Origin of the sequence: Riemerella columbina (assembly GCF_030517065.1) — a bacterium.
GTDB classification, from domain to species: Bacteria; Bacteroidota; Bacteroidia; order Flavobacteriales; family Weeksellaceae; genus Riemerella; species Riemerella columbina_A.
Genome location: NZ_CP103950.1, coordinates 208,289 through 227,330, shown reverse-complemented (window position 1 = coordinate 227,330; position 19,042 = coordinate 208,289). Strand labels below are relative to the sequence as shown.

Sequence of the window (19,042 nt, the reverse complement as noted above, 5' to 3'; positions counted from 1 at the left end):
TAAAAAAGAGGGGGATTTTCCCCATCTTCACGATTTTACAATCTTTGAATCATTCAATCTTAACCCTCCTCACCGATCAAGTGGGCAACTACTCGGATTTGTTGTTCTGGGTAGGCGTGTGGATCCACTTGCTGGATGAGCAGCTCGAATAAATCGGAATGTCCCATTTTGAGGAGTTTATAAAAAATACGATTTTCTGTGCGTGGAACAAAGCCTAATTTGAAATCTTTGTAGTAGATAGCAACGGCTCTGGCGTCATATTTGTTGTCTTTCTCCCACACCAAAGTGAGCCGAGTACCGATTTTTAACTTTTTAAAGCACAACGGTGCTTCATAATAGGTGAGCCCTGCGATAAAGAAATTGGCAAGGTGCTCTCTGTTTTTTCTTGTTTCCATACGATTTGATTTTTTAATGTATTTATTTGATTTTTTTTGCTTTTACAAAAGTAAAGATGAACGATGCAGTGGAGATGCATAGATTAAATCTTAAAGTCAAATTTTTCGAAATTATTAGCATCGTCAAAATCCATTCCTACTCCCAAAGGATCCATATCATGCTCATCTCCAGAAAGTTGAGTTACCCGAACGCCTTCTGTGCTAAACTCTACCTTCACTCCGTTTCCAAAAGTGTATAGAAAATAATACATGCTCAAATTGAGTTCTATTATTTTTATAAGGGATAAAAACTGAAGCGATGGCGTGATCAGATGTTGATTTTTCTTATTGATATATTTTCTGAATTTCTCAAAATGTTTGTATTTAACCAGCCCTTCATCGTTATATTTTAGGTTCTTTTTCTTCGCAAATTTGATTTGTTCCGAAACATTCTCTACATAAAAACTGATCTCGGAGGGTATTTTATCATGATCATCTGGATAAAAAGAAAATATAAAATGTGGATACACCTCAAGAAAATCATTTACCCCAAACTCTAACAATTTGAAATAGTGATAATTATCATTAAAAGAATTGTATTGCACCCACGAAAACTTCTGAAAATCAGGGTGTTTTTTCTGTATCTTCAAAAAAATATTGTGAAGATATTTCATTTCTAATTCGGGAGTTCCGTAGCCTTTTCCTCGAATAAAATATTTATTTTCCTCAAAAAACGCCTTCATATCTTGTGGTGGCGATTCTAATTCTGCTAAAAAATTTTCTAATCCGTAACTCATAATTTCTCTGTTTTAAATGTGTATAATGTGGTTTTGTTGCTTACTTTTTTTGAAAATGTAGAAGGTGGCAAACCTTGCCCATTCATCCAGTGGGCTTTATCCATAAGCGTTAGATAATCCTGTGCTGTGGGGATAAATTCCTGAGCAAAATCTTCCAAAATATGCTGCTCGCCAATATCAATCACAGAGATTTTTTTGCCATCGCTATTGGTAATGGTATCCCCAAATATTTTGGGTAAAATATGGTTGATAAACCAACTATTGTGCGTAAGAGCACGGTGCCTATTGTCGGCAAATGCCATTTTGCTACTGTCTAATAACAGATGAATTTCTAAATAATCTTCCATCTTGCCGCCAAAAATCTTGCAGCTACTCTGTGCGTGATGATGAGGTTTTCCCATGATATATTTGCGGTTAATTTAACAATTCGAAGTTTCTAAAATTTTGCCTAATTCGATGGTAAAATTGCAATTATCAGCGGTGAGCAAATCGCCAGCGTCTAAATCTACATCTTCGTCTATATCCAAGCGAATTCTTTTGACTTTTACTACCATTTGAGGGGCGTTTTTGCCGTATCCCATTTGGAATTTCACCGTGTCGTAGGTTTTGGTATCCACAATGCAACCTTCGTCATCTACCACCGCTAATCTACTGATATAGAAATCAGTAAAAGCTCTGTATTCCTCTTTTTTGGTTCCGTTAAGAATTTCTTGAAACCATGGTTTGCTCAGTACCAAGTACAGTTGATTTTGTGTTTTCATAAGTTTGATCATTTTTGTTAATGCAAACTTATGAATCACCTGTGCAGTCTATCTGCACTCGTAGTTTTTTTCTTTTCTATCAGCCTAACCATTTATTTATCCCCTAAGATTATTGTGTAAATAAGGTCGTGCATAACATCTTTTTTAATTTCAAAATTGATATTATCTTTGGGCAATTCTCCTTTTAGGATTTTTCTAAAAGGCTTTATTCCGTGGGCTATTCCTCCATCAATACGCACCGTAAAAGAAAAATCATCAGAAATAAATTCTAAATATCTATAATGTGGTAGTTTAGGTTGTGTGATCGTTTCAACATCAAAGGTTAATGCTGGGCTCATCGCCTCTAAATCCTCTTCATAATCCTCTAAATCTGCATAATTATAGATAAGATAATAAGGAAAGGAAATATTTTTTGAATATTTAAAGCCGTCTTCCTCAAAATGGATATTCAATTTTTGTATGATCATATTGGTATATGCCTGAAAACCAGAAATAAACTGGAGCAATAATCTTAGAGAGAATTCCGATTTATTATATTTATCTATATAGTTTATTGTGAATGTTTTACCTTCGATTTTACGAATAAAAGAAGCTTTGTCTTCTAACTGTTCTAATACTAAACCTGCAAGTTTATCGCTATAAAAATAGGCTGGAAATGATTTTATTTTAATATCACTAATGTTAGAGTCTGCTAAATTAGGAAGTTCGTAGTCGTGGTATTTTTGAGGAGCATCTAAAAATATTTTATAACTTTCGCTTTCGTTATTTGCCAATAATTTAGGGGTTAATCCGCTATAAGGGGCTGTGCTAATGTAGCTTAATACTTTTCCGTTGGATAGAACTACAGTGGCTTGGAGTCTGTAACCTTTTGCTATTTGCTTATGTTCTCCTTTTTTCAGATTATATTTAAGGCTCAGTTTATATAAACTCAGTTTGTCATGAAAATTGTCAAGCGAGATAGGCCTCCCTTCTATGATCAGGTTAATCTCTGTATTTTTTTCTTTTATATTTTCTAACCATTCGCATTTTTCTATTTCCCATTGATCAAACTGATTGTTTACATGAATATCAATGGATTTGATATGTTCATGGTACCGAACACTTTTGATGTCATTGAGTATATTTGACAAAATAGGGATGACCTTAAATTCTGAAGTTTTTAGTGTATTTGGAATTTTTTTGGATTGTGCAAACTCTAACCACTCTACGGCAAGGTTTCTATCCAGGTTTTCTAAATGCCATTGTGTAGTTCTATCGATTAAGCATTTGGTACAAGCCACTTCACAATTACAATTTTTTAGCGTATCAAGGGATTTTTTTAATATTTCGTTGACATATAAATTAAACTGCGAGGCATACCCTGCACCGCCTCGTGCTGTATCATAGATAAAAATGGTTTGATAGTCTTTGTATTGCTTGATTCCGAAACCTATTTCTGCCTCTTCTACAGCAAGATATTCTGCTAAAGTTTTACTGAAAACAACGCCTAACGAATAGATCAATATCTTATCATTTACTAATTTTCCGTCTTGGTTAATTAGGCGTAATTCTGTAAAATCTGTCTTGAACCGAGCACCTAAAATAACATGGTCATGGATATGATTTGCGGTACATTTATTTTCATCCGATTCATTCTTTCCGCCTCTTAATCTACGGTGTTCTTCTAATTTTTTATGATCGTTTTCTACTCTTCCACAATCCAAACAAACGCTGTAGCCCTGTCCGTCACCAGTATTATAGAATAGAATTTCTGACTTAGGATTTTCACTACTGGAGCGAATGTCCAAAATCGTATTTTGGGTTTTATCCCATGGTTTTACCCCTAATAGTAAAGGCTCTAAATACTGAGGTTTATTTTTCTCAATGATGTTTCTTCTGGGGGTAGAAAATAGATCTATGGCAAAACCAACAGGTTCTATCAGTTCTGTATATGCACCTTTATGCTCACCGAAATCAATCCCTACTAAGGTGTCTGCTTCGTTACAATTAGGACAACAATCTTTTACCTTTCCATCTACGGAAAGTACAAACTGATAGCCACAAGATTTACACCCTTGTATCACATTTTTTTCGCCAGATTCTCCCCAATCATTTTTCATTACAATACCTGCGGATTTGTAAGTAAAGCCATCTATAAGGATGTAGTTGCCTGGTGCAAACTCTGTGAGTGCGCTGGATATTGGATAGGTTGGATACTCAAAATATCTATCACTTTTTAATCTTTTTTTGATTTCATCATAATTGGTATTATCAAATTCCACAATGCCTGTAGGCAAGCCAGCGTTCGGCAGGAAAAGGTTTTCTGCTAAGAAATTAAGGATATACTTCTTTAAAAAATTTTTCTTTCGGTATTGCACGGCTTTGTAGGCTGCACTATTATTCCCAATGCTATTTTCTAATTCGTTTAATTTTTTATCGAATCCGTCTAATTGTTTTTTGACCGCCTCTTTTACACCTGCGAAGTTCTCTTTTACATTAAATTTGAGTTGGTTATGGTTAGCATTTTCAAAATCGGTATTCTTTATCAAATTATCAATAGAGGTTTTATATTTTTCAACTTCTATATGATCTATCCAATTGAAAAAAAGCTCTCCCATATTTGGCGTTATACCGAAGAAGAAATTCTCAATATTTTCTTTAATATTCATTCCTGCTTTTTCATTGGATTGGATAAATAATCCAAAAAATAATGAGTTGATATGCCTTTCAACAATGGCTTTACTGTCAAATTTTAGGATTGGAGGTGCTATTTTGTGTTCTAAAGCCCATTTAGGGTTATTGATTGTCCGGAGCCCGATGGGGTTTGGGGCACAGAATGTTAAACAAAGAGATTTATTTTCGCCTCGTCTTCCTGCTCTACCAGCTCTTTGCAGATAGTTGGCAGGCATTGGGGGCACATTGCTCATCACCACAGCTGAAATTCCGCCAATATCTACTCCCATTTCCATAGTGGTAGAACAGCTTAAAATATTGATTTCTCCTGTTTCAAATTGTTTTTCTAAGGTTTCCAATCGTTCTTTTTTCTGCTGTGCAGAGTGTTCTCCTGCCAGATAGAGTTTTCGGTAACCAAAGACCCTTTCGTGTAAATCATTCCATAGTCCTTTTTCTCTTGCTTCTATACTATTTTCATCAATCCATTGGTCTATTAGTGTTCTTTCTATTTTATTGTTTTCTTCATCTAAATTATTTACATACGGATAGAGAGGGAACTGAATATCAATATTGTTTTCAATATAATAATTTCTAATATTTTCTGGGGTAAGACTGCCCTTAATCCATGGAGAATACCCTCTAAATGTTTTATCCAAAAGGCGTTTTGCTACTGGACATAGGTACTCCTTACCCGCCAATTCAAAACAGGTTTTTTCTATGAAATCGATTTTATATCCGCCGTTATCTTCTACTAAAATAGATTTTTTTAGTGTTTTCCAAATTTCATTTAGCAAATCATTTAATAAATCTTGGGATTTTGCATCAATATCATTTTTGTCATGCCAGCCAAGACCTGCGCATATGAGCAATACCAGTCCTGGTTGTATTTTAGATTTTGGGTTAAACGCTACCCATTTATCTCCCTCTATTTTAGAGTTTGTTGGATAAATTAGCTTAGGTCTATACAGGTTAGAAGTAAAGAGATACATAGAGGCATCAAAATCAAAATAAAAGCCTGATCTAAGTACATAATCAGCTGCTATTTTTAATAAATCCTTCCATTCTTCCTTAAAAATGCCTAAAGTTGTTGCTACTTCTGGCAAAGAAACCTCATCAAAAGATGGATAAGCAATATTCACAAGCCCTAAGTTTTCTAAGGATCTTTCTCTTTTAATTCTTCTGGCAAATTGGTCGTATAGCAAACTTTTGGCATAGGTGTCTTGATTGGTAATAAAATTACTGTCATTACCTTTTGCCGCTTTTAGGAATAGTGTTTTAAAGTCTTCTTTGGATTTTAAAACATCCATCAATTCTTTCCAAGAAGCTCTATAGGAAGTGAAGGTGTCTTTTTCAAAGCTTTCAATAGCCCTTTGAACATCTCTTAAGTTCTGTTCGTACGATTTTTTCATAAATAGAGGTGCATTTTCTATCATTTTAATAAGGCCTACTCTATTTTCATGAAGTTGTTCTATACCACCAGCACCTACTTTAGTTTCTTTGTTCATTTTGAGTAAGTGATGATACACTTGGTATCTTGTCCAGTCAGATTCCGCATCAATATTGATTTGAGCGGCTATTTTTGCTGTCCCTTGTCTACTATCTGTGAAAGAAATGTATTTTTTCCCGTTGGATAAAGTTAATGGTGTTTGTACTTCCATTTCCTTTGTTTCCTCTAAAATAATATCAGACAATATACGATTGGTAAACGCCGATGAAACCCTGAAATGAATTGGGAAGTTATTACGATTGCCACAATATGGACATTTTTCGTTATCAATTAGAATAAAATCTTCGCCCTTGTTTTTATCGATATTTCCATTATGTTCAATAGAACAGGTATAATAGTCATTTAGAGCCAATTTCTGGTTGGTATAATTTCTTATCAACCTGATTGTGTGAGGGTGATATGTTTCTACATCATCAAGATCATCATCCGCATCTATTTGAAAAGGTTCAAAACCTTTGCTGGCTTTTTGGGTGATTCTGCCATTGACTTCCTCGCCTTCCAGCATCATATTACCGCAGCTTTTGCAGGCTACTAACTCTATCATCGGGTAGCCACAACTGCATTTTTTCTCAGAAATAGTGGTCATGGTTCCTAAAGCTTTGGTAGGTTTTATATTTTGATGATGGGTACATTTGGGGTTGGTACAGACATAAACGCCGCCTATCCCTCTTGTGAAAAAATGTCCTCTTACAGGGAGTAGATTTTCATTATTTACTTGGGCGTCGGATATGGTATCAATTGCTTTTAATTGTTCGTATTTATCGTTTATATTTAATATTTTCCCTACTTCGCTCTGTGTAAATCCAGAGGTTTTCAGTAGTTTATTTCTAAGTGTTTTTATTTTTGTTGCACTCAGGTTTTCTGATAGATCAGAGATGTAATCATCACTAATGGCATTATGAACCCTTTGCCCTTGTATAACTTTGATCTGATCTACGGATATCCCACAGAGGTTTGACATAAATTTTTTTAACACCTCAGTATTGCCATCACCAACAGTAGCTGAGGTAATGGCGGAACGATGGGCTCTACTCACTTTACAAATTTCAATAGGGGTTGAATCTACGATAAAAACATCGGTAAAATCTGAGAATTTTTCACTTAGGGTCTTCCTTATTTTTTCGATGTATGAAAAAAGTTTTCGTTTTCTTTTGTTGTAAACGCTTCTTTCTATTTTGCTGTCTAATTCTGTTCCAGCGATGCATCTAAATAGCTGAATTTCAGAGTTTATCGACATATATTCCGCGGTAATGTTCAGTGCCACTAATTCCATATCAGACAATTTCGGTTTTCGGATTTGCTTTTTAGTAGGAATATTTTTGCAAGTTTCTTTCAGTTCTTTCAAAATAATTTTGTAGTTTTGTATAAGATTGTTCATGTATTTAATCAATTGATAACTAATTAAATATACGACTTTTTAGTCGAATGAACAATCTTTTTTTATTTTTTTTCCTAAATGCACAAGGGGCTCTTTAGAATATTGATCTGCAAAACCAATTCTCAGATTGATTTCATGGGTTGTTAGGTCTAACAGCCAATAATTTTGTGGTTTTAGAGTTCTCGTTTTCCGCTGTAAATGTTGTTTTCTGATTTTTAAATCTCGGGAGATTTCCTGTATAGATTCATTAAGAGAAAATAGTTCATCATAATTATTTTCATCATCTAAAATAGCCCTTACAATTTCAAAACAATTTTCATAAATAATATCATTTCTGCTTGAAGGAGGTAATAAATTAGTAATTTCTGTTTGAAAAATAAAATCCTCTATTTTTTCAGGCTGAATCTCCAAAACAGCCAAAAGAAACTTTTTATAAGAACTTGTATTCTGAGAAAGATGATACAAAGACAACCCACCCTGCAATAGCAAAGTCTTGAAATAGAGCGTATACTGTTTTTTAATCCATTTAATTTCTAACATTTCTGCACCTTTCTTTGCAATGTTAAAGAAAGTTTTGGCATCCATATTAAATTGAATATTACCACCTATCGACTCAAAAACCGCTTCCTTACTTGGGCTCCCACCGTTATAATTTCTCCTCCACCATTCCGCATAGTAATAAGTCGCCTCTTTAGGATTGATACTGAGTCGATTCGAAAAACTCAAGTTTTTTCTCAATAACTCAAACTCTTGATCACTCAGTGGATTTTTCCAGAGTTTTAATTTTTTTTGTCTATCATCTTATTGGGCATCATGTTCTTGTTGTATTTAATGTTTCAAACTTACACCCCATCTATGCAGCCTATCTACACTCGTAGTTTTTTTTCATTTTTTCGATGAGATCTTTGATTTGAGCGACCAATGCCGGAGGAGAAAGCACCGTCATATTTTCGCGATGAGAGAGAATGAGGGAAATCAGTTCGTAATTGATTTTTACACTGATTGTGAGGTAGTTGCCTTTGATTTTTTGCGAACCGTGCAAAGGTTTTGAGGTGATATAGGGGATAATCCTGTCCGAAAGTTGGATTTCAATCGTTTCCACAGGAGCATTTTTAGGATTGGTAACGCCGATAATTTCATCAAAATAATCCACAAAATCAAAAGTGGAAGGTTGGTAAGAAACACCGCTATTGCCGATGGACAACACACGGTCTAACGCCATATTTTGAATTGTTTCAAAGGCGTGATTCCACCCAAATAAAAACCAACGGTTGTTGTATTGCTTTAGAAAATACGGCGAAAAAGTGATGCGCTGTTCTTGCTCGGCTTGGAAACTTTTGTAGACAATCTCAACGGGGATTTTCTTGGAAATATATTGGTACAACGGGTGCAAAAATTCCAATCCCTTCAGATAGGCGTTTTCTTCAAAATCGATGATGGGATTTGCCTCCGCTTGAGGCTGCAACTCGGCATCCAACTTGGCTTGCAACGATTTCACCCAATCAAAACCTGGCAAAGTATTGAGCCTCCCCAAAGTCTCCAAAGCCTCCTGCAAAGTTTCTCGTTCGGTGGCGGTCATCGGCTTTTTTAGGATTGAAAAATTGGGGTCATCGTATCGGTAATAGGTTTTCCTGCCCTCCTTAATGCTTTCAATCGGTGCCTCAAAGCCTGCCGCACTCTTCATAAAATTCATATCATCAAAAATTTGCCTCCGCGATATGGTCTTTTCCTCCATAAAATGTTCCGAAAGCACCTCGCTACAATGTTGCATCAAATCTTCTATAAAAAATTTCTTATAAAAGTTAGAAAAACACTGGTCCAAAGCCTTATAACGAAGCTGCGCATTTTTGGTGGTAGACATAGATTTTTTACAAATTAGAAATTATACATACTTCTGTTTTTCAAGAATTTATAATCAACTGGAAGGTATTCTCCATTCTTCACGCCTTATCTAAACGCTCCCAATAGGTTTGCATTGCTTCGTAAACGGCGGGTGGCAAATCACTTGGGGAGAAATCGGAGGTGGTTTTTTCGTCATTTTTACTATAAGTGGTAGTGTAGATTTTATTTTTGTAAATCAATAATAATGAAACACTTAACATTCGTTTAGAATTCTCTTTGGCGTGTTCAGAATAGACAAAAAGTACATCGGCTTGCCCATCTTTATCGGCATCAAAAAAGGCTTTGCGAGCGTCCCAAACAGAAGTGATAATCTCTGTTTTAGCAATGGTTTTCTCGGTGGTTGGCTGCCATTTTCCATCGATTTTTTTAAATTGCTGAATATACAATTCATCTTGCGGAGCGGAGCGTTCATTTTTGGAAAAAACATAGATATTTTCTTCCGTGGGCGTACTGATATGCTCCACTGTAAGCACCCGAACGCCCTTAAATGGAAACCCCGATTGTTCAAAATTGGCTTTATTAACCACCGTACTGGTGATCTGCGCCGAACTCCACTGAAAAACCATCAAAACAGCAATAAATAAAATTCTCTTCATAACCTCAATTTTGCTATAAAGATAGTCAATTTTATCATAAAACAGGGAAAATCACAAAAAAAAGAGAGAAACCTTACAATTTCTCTCTTTTATATTATTTAGGCAATCCGTTTTTTAGGGCTTTGTTGGCGCGTTGTATGGCTTTTTTCTCTTTCCAATCCATATAGCGTTTTTTATATCGGGCTTTCATAAAATTATCAAATTGCCGCTGCACCGTGAGGTTCCAAAGAGAATGTGCTTTTACCGCCCAAGATTGGTCCCAAGCCCTTAGCGAAATGGAAAAACTACCGTCTAAATACTTCATCCAATGCCACCAACCTGTTGGCATAAAGAGCGTATCGCCGTGTTCCAAATAGCATTCTATCCCCTCCACGCCATCTAAGGCTGGGAATTTCTCAAAATCTGGGTTAGAAATATCATAATCCTCTAATGCATAAGTAGCAAAAGGTATCTGATAAAGGCGTTCTTTCCACTTGTAATCAAAAAGGAGAATGTGCTTTCTGCCGTTAAAATGCGTGTGGAAAATATGCGCCATATCAATATCAAAATGGAGGAAAGTCACCGAGCCCTTGCCGCCGAAAAACATATTAGGGTATTTATCCAAAAACCCGCCCATTAGGTTTTTCGGGAACACATAATCATCTAAAAGTTTGGGGGCGTGCTTGATCGGATCAAAAAGGAAAATCCGAAGGTCGGTGGGTTCTTTTTCAATCAAATCAATATAATCTCCGAATTTCATCTTCGCTGCCGAAGCGTTAATCGGTGCTGCGGGGTCTGCCTTAGAGCTGTCATAGAGAGGCACTTCCACATCGCCAACGGCTTCTTTCATATAATCCAGCGTCCATTTTTGGTATGCCGGCCATTGTCTTGCCATATTTTTAATCACGACAGGCTGGCGTTTTTTGAGGTATTTCTCGTAAAAATCTTCTTTAGAAATATCTTCTACAATATCGATTGGTTTTAGATGAAGTCCCATATTCATAAAAATTTAGAGAGCAAAGTTAAGAAAATTTAATATGAAACGAGAGGTTAGAGCTATATAAATATCGGGATTGATGATAATTTCTCCCGATGAGGATTCTCAAAACATAGACAAAAAAACTATATTTGCAAGATTATTATTTCAATCCTTATGGCAAAATCAAGAGCAAGAGAAACCACGGAAGCCATAGAACGGCTTTATGTTGCGATGCGACATTTATTTTATAGAGGCTTTTTTAAACCTGGGGGCGTTTCTGGAGAAACCCTTAGAGACCTACTTTTAGTCATTCAGCCCGAAATTTATGGCTCTATGGCGATGCCTAAAAAGGTGGAGTTAGATGGGTTGCTCTATGTTTTGGACCGCCTGCCAGAAGGCATAGAAGAATGCGCTTTTATCCACTTGACTTCAGATGAAGGCTTTCAGAAAGCCAGTTTTCAACCGATTATTCCCAAAAAACGCCGCAGAAATTGCTACCGCATAGACCAACATCAGATGAATATAGAGGTATTGCTGGGGCGCTCAGAGATTTATGATATTCTTACGCACCTTACTTTTTTCTATTTAGAAGCGGACAAAGTGAGAAATCTCGGCTTTGATATGGAAAAAGGAGGCACGCCACGCCGCATCTGGAAGGCGATAGAAGAAGTGGCTAAGGGCGAAAAGAAATTCAGCCGTAAGGAGAAGGAAGTCGCGCTGATACAGCTTTCGGCGTTCCTTGGGCGCACCTTTGAGGAAACCCTCTCTGCCTACGAAAAATTTGGCGATGATAAAAATCCCGATAGGCTCTTCAAAATCATCTATAATATGGGAGAGGTCAGCTTAAACGATTGGAAAAAGGAAAGAGAGCGTGAGATTTTCTTCAGTGCCATTCTCCAAGAGCGTGTGGGGCATCATTTCTTTGGCGAAAAATGGGCCAATAAGGTGAAGGAAACTTTGGTGCAGTACAACCTGCATAAACGCCCGCTACACATCATCAGCGCGAATATGCACAGCGTTAAAAATATGCTCTTCGCCCACGAAGCCCTCAATGTAAAACCGCCCAAAGAGGTGGATTATTCCCTCTACGAGAACATCAGCCACGATGCCACTCTGATGAAGCAAGTCTCGGATTACGCCCTATCCCAAGGGATGATCTACATAGACGACCAAAGTGGCAGCAATATTGATGTTCAGATTTTTGATTTAAAGAAAACCGACCTCTCCTCCACTTCGTTTAAAGCCATAGATGTGGATACGGAAGGTGTGATTATCGTTTTTGATTATGCCTTTGGCGAGCAAGCGTTCGAGATTATGGATGAGTTGCTCAAGCCTTTCTATGTGGGCGATGAGCTCTACCATATGCCTGTAAAATCTATTTCTATTATGGGAAAAGCAGGGATTTTAGAAGGTGCCAAGGGCGATATTATGATACCGACTTCACATATTTTTGAAGGCACGGCAGACAATTATCCTTTTGAAAACGCCTTAAATTTGGAAGATTTTAAAGATGATGAACTCCAAGCTTTTGAGGGCGCGATGATTACCGTGCTGGGGACTTCTTTGCAGAATAAAGATATTCTCTCGTATTTTATGAACACCTCGTGGAAAGCCATTGGCTTAGAAATGGAGGGGGCGCACTACCAAAAAGCCATTCAGGTGGCTTCTAAAATTAGGCACCACATCAGCCCAGATTTGTTTGTGTGCTACGCTTACTATGCCTCCGATAACCCATTAGAAACGGGGAGTACGCTTTCTTCTGGCGGCTTAGGGCTCACTGGCGTTAAGCCCACTTATCTGATCACTTTAAGGATTTTAGAGAAAGTGCTGAGGGGGAGATAAGTTAAAAAAAAACATCAAACCAAATAAACCAAACCCTCCACTGGTATGTCTCCTGTTTGGCTAACGGCTTGAGCGGTTTCTGTTTTTTGCTTTAAACCCTCAATAAAGAAAGTGGTTTCAAAAAACTGGCGGTGGATCTGTGGCAGTAAGCTCATAAAATAAGCCCTGCCCACTTGGTTATTGTGCAAATCCATAGCTTTTTCTAACGGCGCATTAGGGAAAAGCTCCTCGTGGAGGTTGGTAAAGTCTTCCGTGAATTTTAGAGCTTTCTGCGGCGAGGACACTTTGCAGCAATACATCAGAATCAGGCAGTTCCAATAGGCGTGCCTAAATGCATTGCCTTTACCATTGTTACTCGCTGTTTTGGGGTATATTTTAGCGGCTTTTTGGTAAGCCTTGGCACTGGCATAAATAGCTAAAATGAAGAACAAAGGCTGTCGTAAAAATAGCCCCAATAACTTCGCGATATTTCGCCAAGATAGCGCTCTAAAAGCATTGAAAAACACAGTGATAATTTTCATTCTATTTTATAAAATTAAAGCCTCGCTAAATGAAAAATTTAACAAGGCTTTTTGCTATATGAGCCAATTTTGTTATTGATTCATCAGGAGTTTTACCGTTTGTGCAATAGTAGCTTTCGCCTCTCTTCTGTTCACGATAAAATCCACGAAGCCTTTTTCTTTTAAGAATTCTGAGGTTTGGAAGTCTTCTGGCAAATCTCTACCAATGGTTTCTCTAATCACCCGCGGCCCTGCGAAACCGATTAGTGCTCCTGGCTCTGCCATAATAATGTCCGCTGTCATCGCAAAGGAAGCCGTGATGCCTCCAAATGTAGGATCTGTTAGGTAGGCAATGTAAGGCAATCCCGCTTCGGATAATTGGACCAATTTGGCTTGTACTTTTGCCAACTGCATCAAGGAATGGGCGGCTTCTTGCATCCGCGCTCCCCCTGATTGGCAGATAATCATATACGGCAATTGGTGCTTAATGGCGTAGTCTATAGCTCTGCGGATTTTTTCACCCATCACGGAACCCAAAGAACCGCCTATAAATTTAAAATCCATACAAGAAATCACAATCTCTACACCGCCCACAGAGCCCACAGCATTTCGGATGGAATCGTGGAGTTTGGTTTTAGATTTGGCTTCTTTAAGTCTTTCGGTATAAGGCTTGGTATCTTTAAATTTTAAAATATCTACACTCTCTACTTTCTCATCTAATTCTTTAAATTTGCCTTGGTCAAAAAGGATTTCGTAGTATTCCTTAGAGCCTATTCTAATGTGAAAACCATCTTCTGGAGACACGAAATGATTGGCTTTCAGCTCATCATATTCTATGATTTTCCCTGTGGGAGTTTTATGCCAAAGCCCTTTCGGAATGTCCTTTTTTTCTTCTGTAGAAGTGGTTATATTTTTAGTTTTTCTCTTGAACCAATCAAATGCCATAGCCGTATCATTTTATTTTAAGATTAAAAATCAGTTTATTCAACCTACCGCCCCACCAATTAGCGGGGCTCGGCAAGTTGTAATCATAAGCAAAAATACAAGATTTTTTTAATTATCCTAATATCTTATAGGGTATTTACATTGTTAAGGTCTTCAAAGGCTTGTACCAACCTCTTACCGAAGGTTTCTTCACCTTTTCTTAACCATACTCTTGGATCGTAGAGTTTTTTGTTCGGTAGGTCAGCACCTTCTGGATTGCCAATCTGCGTTCTTAGGTATTCTATTTTATCATTCATATAATCTCTAATCCCCTCGGTATAAGCGAATTGCAAATCGGTGTCAATATTCATTTTAATCACGCCATAGTCTATCGCTTCTCTAATTTCTTCCAAAGTAGACCCTGAACCACCGTGGAACACGAAGTTAATAGGCTTCTCTACTGTGGCGTATTTTTCTTGTACAAATTTCTGAGAATTGAGTAGAATTTCTGGTGTCAGCTTAACATTCCCTGGTTTGTAAACGCCGTGTACATTTCCGAAGGCTGCAGCAATGGTAAAGTGGTCAGAGATTTGCTTTAATTTCTCATAAGTATAAGCCACATCTTCTGGCTGTGTATAGAGTTTTGCATTGTCCACATCGGTATTATCCACGCCATCTTCCTCGCCACCAGTTACACCGATTTCCACTTCTAAAGTCATATCCATTTTAGACATTCTCTCAAAATATTTGGCAGAGATTTCTAAATTTTCTTCTAAAGATTCCTCAGAAAGGTCTAACATATGCGAAGAGTAAAGCGGTTTTCCGTTTTCTTTAAAGAATATTTCTCCAGCATCTAAAAGTCCATCAATCCAAGGGAGGAGTTTTTTAGCACAGTGGTCGGTATGCAAAATCACCGTAGCGCCATAAGCTTCCGCTAAAGTGTGGATGTGCTTAGCACCCGCTACCGCGCCTAAAATAGCGGCTTTCTGACCTTCATTGCTCAGTCCTTTTCCTGCGTTAAAAGCGGCACCACCGTTAGAGAACTGGATAATCACTGGGGCGTTCAGTTTGGCTGCCGTTTCCATAGTTGCATTGATGTTGCTGGAACCAATGACATTAACCGCTGGAAGGGCAAATTTGTTTTCTTTAGCGTATTGAAAAATATCGCTTACCATAGTACCTGTGGCTACACCAGCCGGGAATTTTCTACTCATAATTGATTTATTTTATTTGAATTATTTTTAGGCTATAAATTTAAGTATTTTTTAGCGAATGAGTTTAGTTTCTTTTATCTTTTCCCCAGAGCAACTTCTGCCGAAGGGTTTCGTAAAAATTGATGCGCTTGGTCATCATCAATGAGACTTCAAAATTGGCTTTTTTAACCGTGATTGGCTCCTCTATGGCAATATCATAAAGCCGAGAGTCCAGCGAGAGCAAAAACTCAGGCACACGGCTCTCTACATTGAGCTTGATTTCCACATCGTCCCTTAGGATAATGGGTCTTACATTAAGGTTGTGTGGTGCAATAGGCGTTAGCACAAAATCATCTGTACGCGGCGAAATGATAGGACCTCCACAACTCAGATTGTACGCCGTAGAGCCCGTAGGTGTGGAAATCACCAAACCATCACCCCAGAATACCGTTAGAAATTCTTGGTCAATATAAGAATCTATGGTAATCATAGAGGTGGTTTCTTTTCTGGTGATACTCAGATCATTAAGAGCAAAAGGAAAGTCTATCTGGGTATTTCCTGCGGAAACCTCAATCACAGAGCGGCGGCTAAGAATGGTCTCTCCAGCTAAAATCTTATCTATATTTTGGAATATCTCTTCTTTTGAAAAACACGCCAAAAAGCCTAATCTGCCCGTATTGACGCCCACAATGGGAATTTCTAAATCTTGAATGAAAATCAGAGCGTTTAGAATGGTGCCATCTCCTCCAAAACTAAAAAACAAACTGACCTCTAAAGCTTTTAATTCTTCTTTATTATTAAAGGTTTTAAAGTGCCTGGAAAAAGCCAAATCCACAGAAAGACCTTCATAAAGCACAGATTCTACGCCTCTTTTTTCCAATTCTGAAATGAATTTACTGAGGTATAGAAAGGTGTCTAAGTCTTTTTTTTGAGAATAAATAGCCGCTCTCATAGTCTTGATATTCGTTTATTGATGAATGGTGTGTCAAAAATACAATTAAAAATCCAAAGAGGCTGTGTAATTTTTTTAATTTTTTTTCTCAAAAAACTTGCGTGGTATATTATTTTATATCTATCTTTGCACCCTTTCATTTTTACTTTTTATTAGATTTATTAGGAAGCTGCGTATCAACTATTTGATGCGCAGTTTTTTATTGATGCAATGTTTCTAAAAACAATGCTTTAGAAATCATCTTAGCGCCCAAGCTTTCTAAATGCGTCGAGTGAATTTGGCAATCTATCAATGAAAGTTGCTGCGCATATTTCTGTACAAAATAGATAAATCCCGCTTTAGAGGCGTTACTCACATGGCTAAACATACTCTCACCACAGAATATACACCCCACCTGAATGCCATAAAAACCGCCAACCAAAGTTTCGTTCTCATACACTTCTACACTTTTGGCATAACCCATCTGATGGAGTTTTTTATAAGTAGATTTCATCTCAGTGGTAATCCAAGTACCTTCTTGATGAGGTCTATTGATGCTCGCACAAGCCTCTATAACGGCATTAAACTGATGATTTTCCCTGAACTCAAAGCGGTCTTCTCTCATAATTTTCCGCATCGATTTGGAGATTTTTAAATCTTTGGGATACAGCACGAATCTGGGATCTGGCGACCACCAAAGAATTTCTTCGCCTTCATTAAACCAAGGAAAAATGCCATGCTGATACGCAAATAGCACGCGCTCTGGCGACAAATCTCCGCCCATAGCAATCAAACCGCCCTCTATGCCATCATAATGCATAGGATCAGGAAACGCGATTTCATTCGGGTCTAAATATACCATAATTTATGGTTTTAACACAGATTTATTTTGAGTTAGTGACTTTCAACCTAAAAATTAAGGTGAAGTTCATCTCCACCTTAAAAATTTGATTTTTCACCTTTTTTAGCTTTATTTAAGCTCTATAGGATTATTATTTTCGTTGAGCATTTTTTTCATCCGCTCCTCTGTCTCTTTTAGTTTTTCTACCAAAGAAGAGCCGTCTGGCAATTTATAATCCTTCATTTGTGGGGAATTCAACTGCATTTTCATACTCGCGAAAGGGTCTTTTTTATAATCGTTATAGGCTTTCTCAAATTTCTCCTTAGAAATCTCGATGCCCTTCCCCATCCCAAATTGCTTCATCATCGTATCTACATAAGAAGTCGCCTTTTCTTCGGTCAGTTTCTCATTGCCTTTAAGCAACCATTGGTAGTGGTGCTGGCTATCTTCCAACTTCACGATTAAGCCTGGCAAACCTTGAAATTTATACGGCCCATCGGCAAAAGGCAATTCCGTAGTGAACCACGCCGACCAAGAGCGCCCACCGAAATCTACCGTAGCTTTCTGCACAGGATAATTTTCTATGGTTGTGGTTTCTGGCTGCACTTTCCAATCCAATTTGACCTTTTCGGTATAGACAAATTTTTTGTTCAGAATCATATCTTCATAGCGAATTTCATCGGTAATAGGATAAGGTTTTACGATGGTATAACTAAACTTTGCTTGTTTAATACCCGCTTTTTCGGTATCAAAAAAATTGCCCGTGCGCATAGCGTTCTGAGTGAATTCTTTCAATAAAGAATCTTGCGAAATGGCTGTATAATCCCGATACACCGACTTATCTTTCCAGATGTCTAAAACGGTCATAATGGTTTCTGTCTTCGCAGAATCTTTGTTCGGCTGATAGGTTAATTCATAAAAGAAACGATTAACATTCTGAGCCATACTAAGTCCAATGATGCAACAAAGCACCAAACTAAATAATTTTTTCATTATAATTTTATTTTTATAGATTGTTATTTTTTAATCCACTTGATATTCTAATTTAATGGTAATGCTGGCTTCTTTCTCCTTGGAAGAGGTGTTGAAAGTGCCGCCATACGAAAAATCTTCGTTGGAATTGGGCGCCGTAATCTGGATAACCCCCATAGAAGCTTTCTTCAAATGCCCTAATTTTGCCCCTGCGTTAGCGGCGATTTTCTCGGCTCTTTGCTTGGCATCTTTGGTGGCATCGGCAATCATCTGTTGTTTGACCTCAGCAAGTTTGGTATAGAAATAATCTGGTGAGGAAGAGGTAAACTCTATGCCTTGGTTGATAATTTCCGTGATGTTTCGGGAGATATTTTCAATTTTGGCGACTTCTTTACTCTGGATAGAAACCGTTTGCGAAAGTTGGTAGCCCTCAAAAACTTGTCTGGAACCGCCCTGCCCATCACTCACATAATTGTATATTTTCTGAATATCCACAGCGGAAAAAATCATTTCTTCCTTTTTAACCCCTTTGGAATTGAGATAGCTCTGAATTTTGGCGCGGTCGCTGGCTAAAGCATTATAGGCATCTTGCAATTGGTAACTACTTCGGGAAAAATTGCCGTTCCAAGTAATCAGATCCGAGGTAAATTGCTTAGTCCCCAAGCCCGTTACGGAAATGGTATTTTCGCCTTGGTTTCGGTTTTTAATGGCGGAGCCCAACAGCCCCACGCCTACAATGAAGCCGACAGCCGCAATGGCTACAGCGATGATGTTTTTTGGTGTATTTTTCATATTCAATCAGGATTTGGTGGTTAATTCTCTGACAAATATAAACATTTTCTTTCATTAAGCCACTTTTTGGATATAAAAAAGCCATCCTCAAAAAAGAGAATGGCTGGTACAATGTCTAACCT

At 37.6% G+C, this 19,042-nt stretch carries 17 protein-coding genes and 1 pseudogene; 1 reads left to right on the top strand and 17 read right to left on the bottom strand.

Annotation, left to right across the window (positions count from 1 at the left end; genetic code table 11):
* Positions 1 to 59 precede the first annotated feature (59 nt).
* The 10 genes and pseudogenes from NYR17_RS01015 to NYR17_RS00975 all read right to left on the bottom strand — a co-directional run bounded on the left by NYR17_RS01015 (position 60) and on the right by NYR17_RS00975 (position 10,943).
* Positions 60 to 395 carry an HIRAN domain-containing protein gene (locus NYR17_RS01015; protein WP_302505714.1) on the bottom strand — a complete coding sequence of 112 codons (336 nt, stop codon included), beginning with the start codon at positions 393 to 395 and terminating at the stop codon, positions 60 to 62.
* Between the two features lie 83 nt (positions 396 to 478).
* A complete protein-coding gene (locus NYR17_RS01010) occupies positions 479 to 1,171 on the bottom strand; it encodes a hypothetical protein (RefSeq protein WP_302505713.1) in 693 nt (230 codons plus the stop codon).
* Entirely contained in the window at positions 1,168 to 1,572 is a 405-nt protein-coding gene (locus tag NYR17_RS01005; protein WP_302505711.1) for a DUF6915 family protein, read from the bottom strand. Before NYR17_RS01005 ends, NYR17_RS01010 begins: the two co-directional genes overlap by 4 nt.
* Positions 1,573 to 1,590: 18 nt before the next feature.
* The gene (locus NYR17_RS01000) at positions 1,591 to 1,932 is read right to left on the bottom strand and encodes an ASCH domain-containing protein (protein WP_302505709.1); all 342 of its coding nucleotides are present in this window, start codon (positions 1,930 to 1,932) and stop codon (positions 1,591 to 1,593) included.
* Positions 1,933 to 2,024: 92 nt separating this feature from the next.
* Complete coding sequence (locus NYR17_RS00995) at positions 2,025 to 5,573, bottom strand: Zn-binding domain-containing protein (RefSeq protein WP_438826609.1); 3,549 nt, start codon at positions 5,571 to 5,573, stop codon at positions 2,025 to 2,027.
* 1,521 nt (positions 5,574 to 7,094) lie between these two features.
* Positions 7,095 to 7,469: pseudogene (locus NYR17_RS09680) on the bottom strand (IS982 family transposase); the annotation flags it as partial.
* A gap of 39 nt (positions 7,470 to 7,508) precedes the next feature.
* The gene (locus NYR17_RS00990; protein WP_302505705.1) at positions 7,509 to 8,195 is read right to left on the bottom strand and encodes a hypothetical protein; all 687 of its coding nucleotides are present in this window, start codon (positions 8,193 to 8,195) and stop codon (positions 7,509 to 7,511) included.
* Positions 8,196 to 8,331: 136 nt separating this feature from the next.
* The gene (locus NYR17_RS00985; RefSeq protein WP_302505704.1) at positions 8,332 to 9,330 is read right to left on the bottom strand and encodes a helix-turn-helix transcriptional regulator; all 999 of its coding nucleotides are present in this window, start codon (positions 9,328 to 9,330) and stop codon (positions 8,332 to 8,334) included.
* Positions 9,331 to 9,409: 79 nt separating this feature from the next.
* Positions 9,410 to 9,967 carry a hypothetical protein gene (locus NYR17_RS00980; RefSeq protein WP_302505703.1) on the bottom strand — a complete coding sequence of 186 codons (558 nt, stop codon included), beginning with the start codon at positions 9,965 to 9,967 and terminating at the stop codon, positions 9,410 to 9,412.
* 94 nt (positions 9,968 to 10,061) lie between these two features.
* On the bottom strand, positions 10,062 to 10,943 hold the full coding sequence (locus NYR17_RS00975) for a cupin-like domain-containing protein (protein ID WP_302505701.1): 882 nt from the start codon (positions 10,941 to 10,943) through the stop codon (positions 10,062 to 10,064).
* A 156-nt stretch (positions 10,944 to 11,099) separates the two neighbouring features.
* On the opposite strand from NYR17_RS00975, the gene NYR17_RS00970 reads away from it, so the two are divergent.
* On the top strand, positions 11,100 to 12,767 hold the full coding sequence (locus NYR17_RS00970; RefSeq protein ID WP_302505700.1) for a DUF6909 family protein: 1,668 nt from the start codon (positions 11,100 to 11,102) through the stop codon (positions 12,765 to 12,767).
* Between the two features lie 14 nt (positions 12,768 to 12,781).
* Here NYR17_RS00970 and NYR17_RS00965 read toward each other — a convergent pair whose 3' ends face one another.
* From NYR17_RS00965 to NYR17_RS00935, 7 genes are all read right to left on the bottom strand, one after another.
* Positions 12,782 to 13,288, bottom strand: a complete 507-nt coding sequence (locus tag NYR17_RS00965; RefSeq protein WP_302505698.1) for a DUF6973 domain-containing protein — start codon at positions 13,286 to 13,288, stop codon at positions 12,782 to 12,784.
* 72 nt (positions 13,289 to 13,360) lie between these two features.
* Positions 13,361 to 14,212 (bottom strand): acetyl-CoA carboxylase, carboxyltransferase subunit beta, encoded by an 852-nt coding sequence (accD, locus tag NYR17_RS00960; RefSeq protein ID WP_302505695.1) that lies wholly within the window; start codon positions 14,210 to 14,212, stop codon positions 13,361 to 13,363.
* A gap of 125 nt (positions 14,213 to 14,337) precedes the next feature.
* A complete protein-coding gene (fbaA, locus tag NYR17_RS00955; protein WP_302505693.1) occupies positions 14,338 to 15,405 on the bottom strand; it encodes a class II fructose-bisphosphate aldolase in 1,068 nt (355 codons plus the stop codon).
* Positions 15,406 to 15,469: 64 nt separating this feature from the next.
* Positions 15,470 to 16,336, bottom strand: coding sequence for an NAD kinase (locus NYR17_RS00950; protein ID WP_302505691.1), 867 nt, complete (start codon positions 16,334 to 16,336; stop codon positions 15,470 to 15,472).
* A gap of 199 nt (positions 16,337 to 16,535) precedes the next feature.
* Positions 16,536 to 17,177, bottom strand: coding sequence for a leucyl/phenylalanyl-tRNA--protein transferase (aat, locus tag NYR17_RS00945; protein WP_302505689.1), 642 nt, complete (start codon positions 17,175 to 17,177; stop codon positions 16,536 to 16,538).
* 108 nt (positions 17,178 to 17,285) lie between these two features.
* A complete protein-coding gene (locus NYR17_RS00940) occupies positions 17,286 to 18,149 on the bottom strand; it encodes a GLPGLI family protein (RefSeq protein ID WP_302505687.1) in 864 nt (287 codons plus the stop codon).
* A 30-nt stretch (positions 18,150 to 18,179) separates the two neighbouring features.
* A complete protein-coding gene (locus tag NYR17_RS00935) occupies positions 18,180 to 18,920 on the bottom strand; it encodes an SIMPL domain-containing protein (RefSeq protein ID WP_302505685.1) in 741 nt (246 codons plus the stop codon).
* Between the last annotated feature and the right edge of the window lie 122 nt (positions 18,921 to 19,042).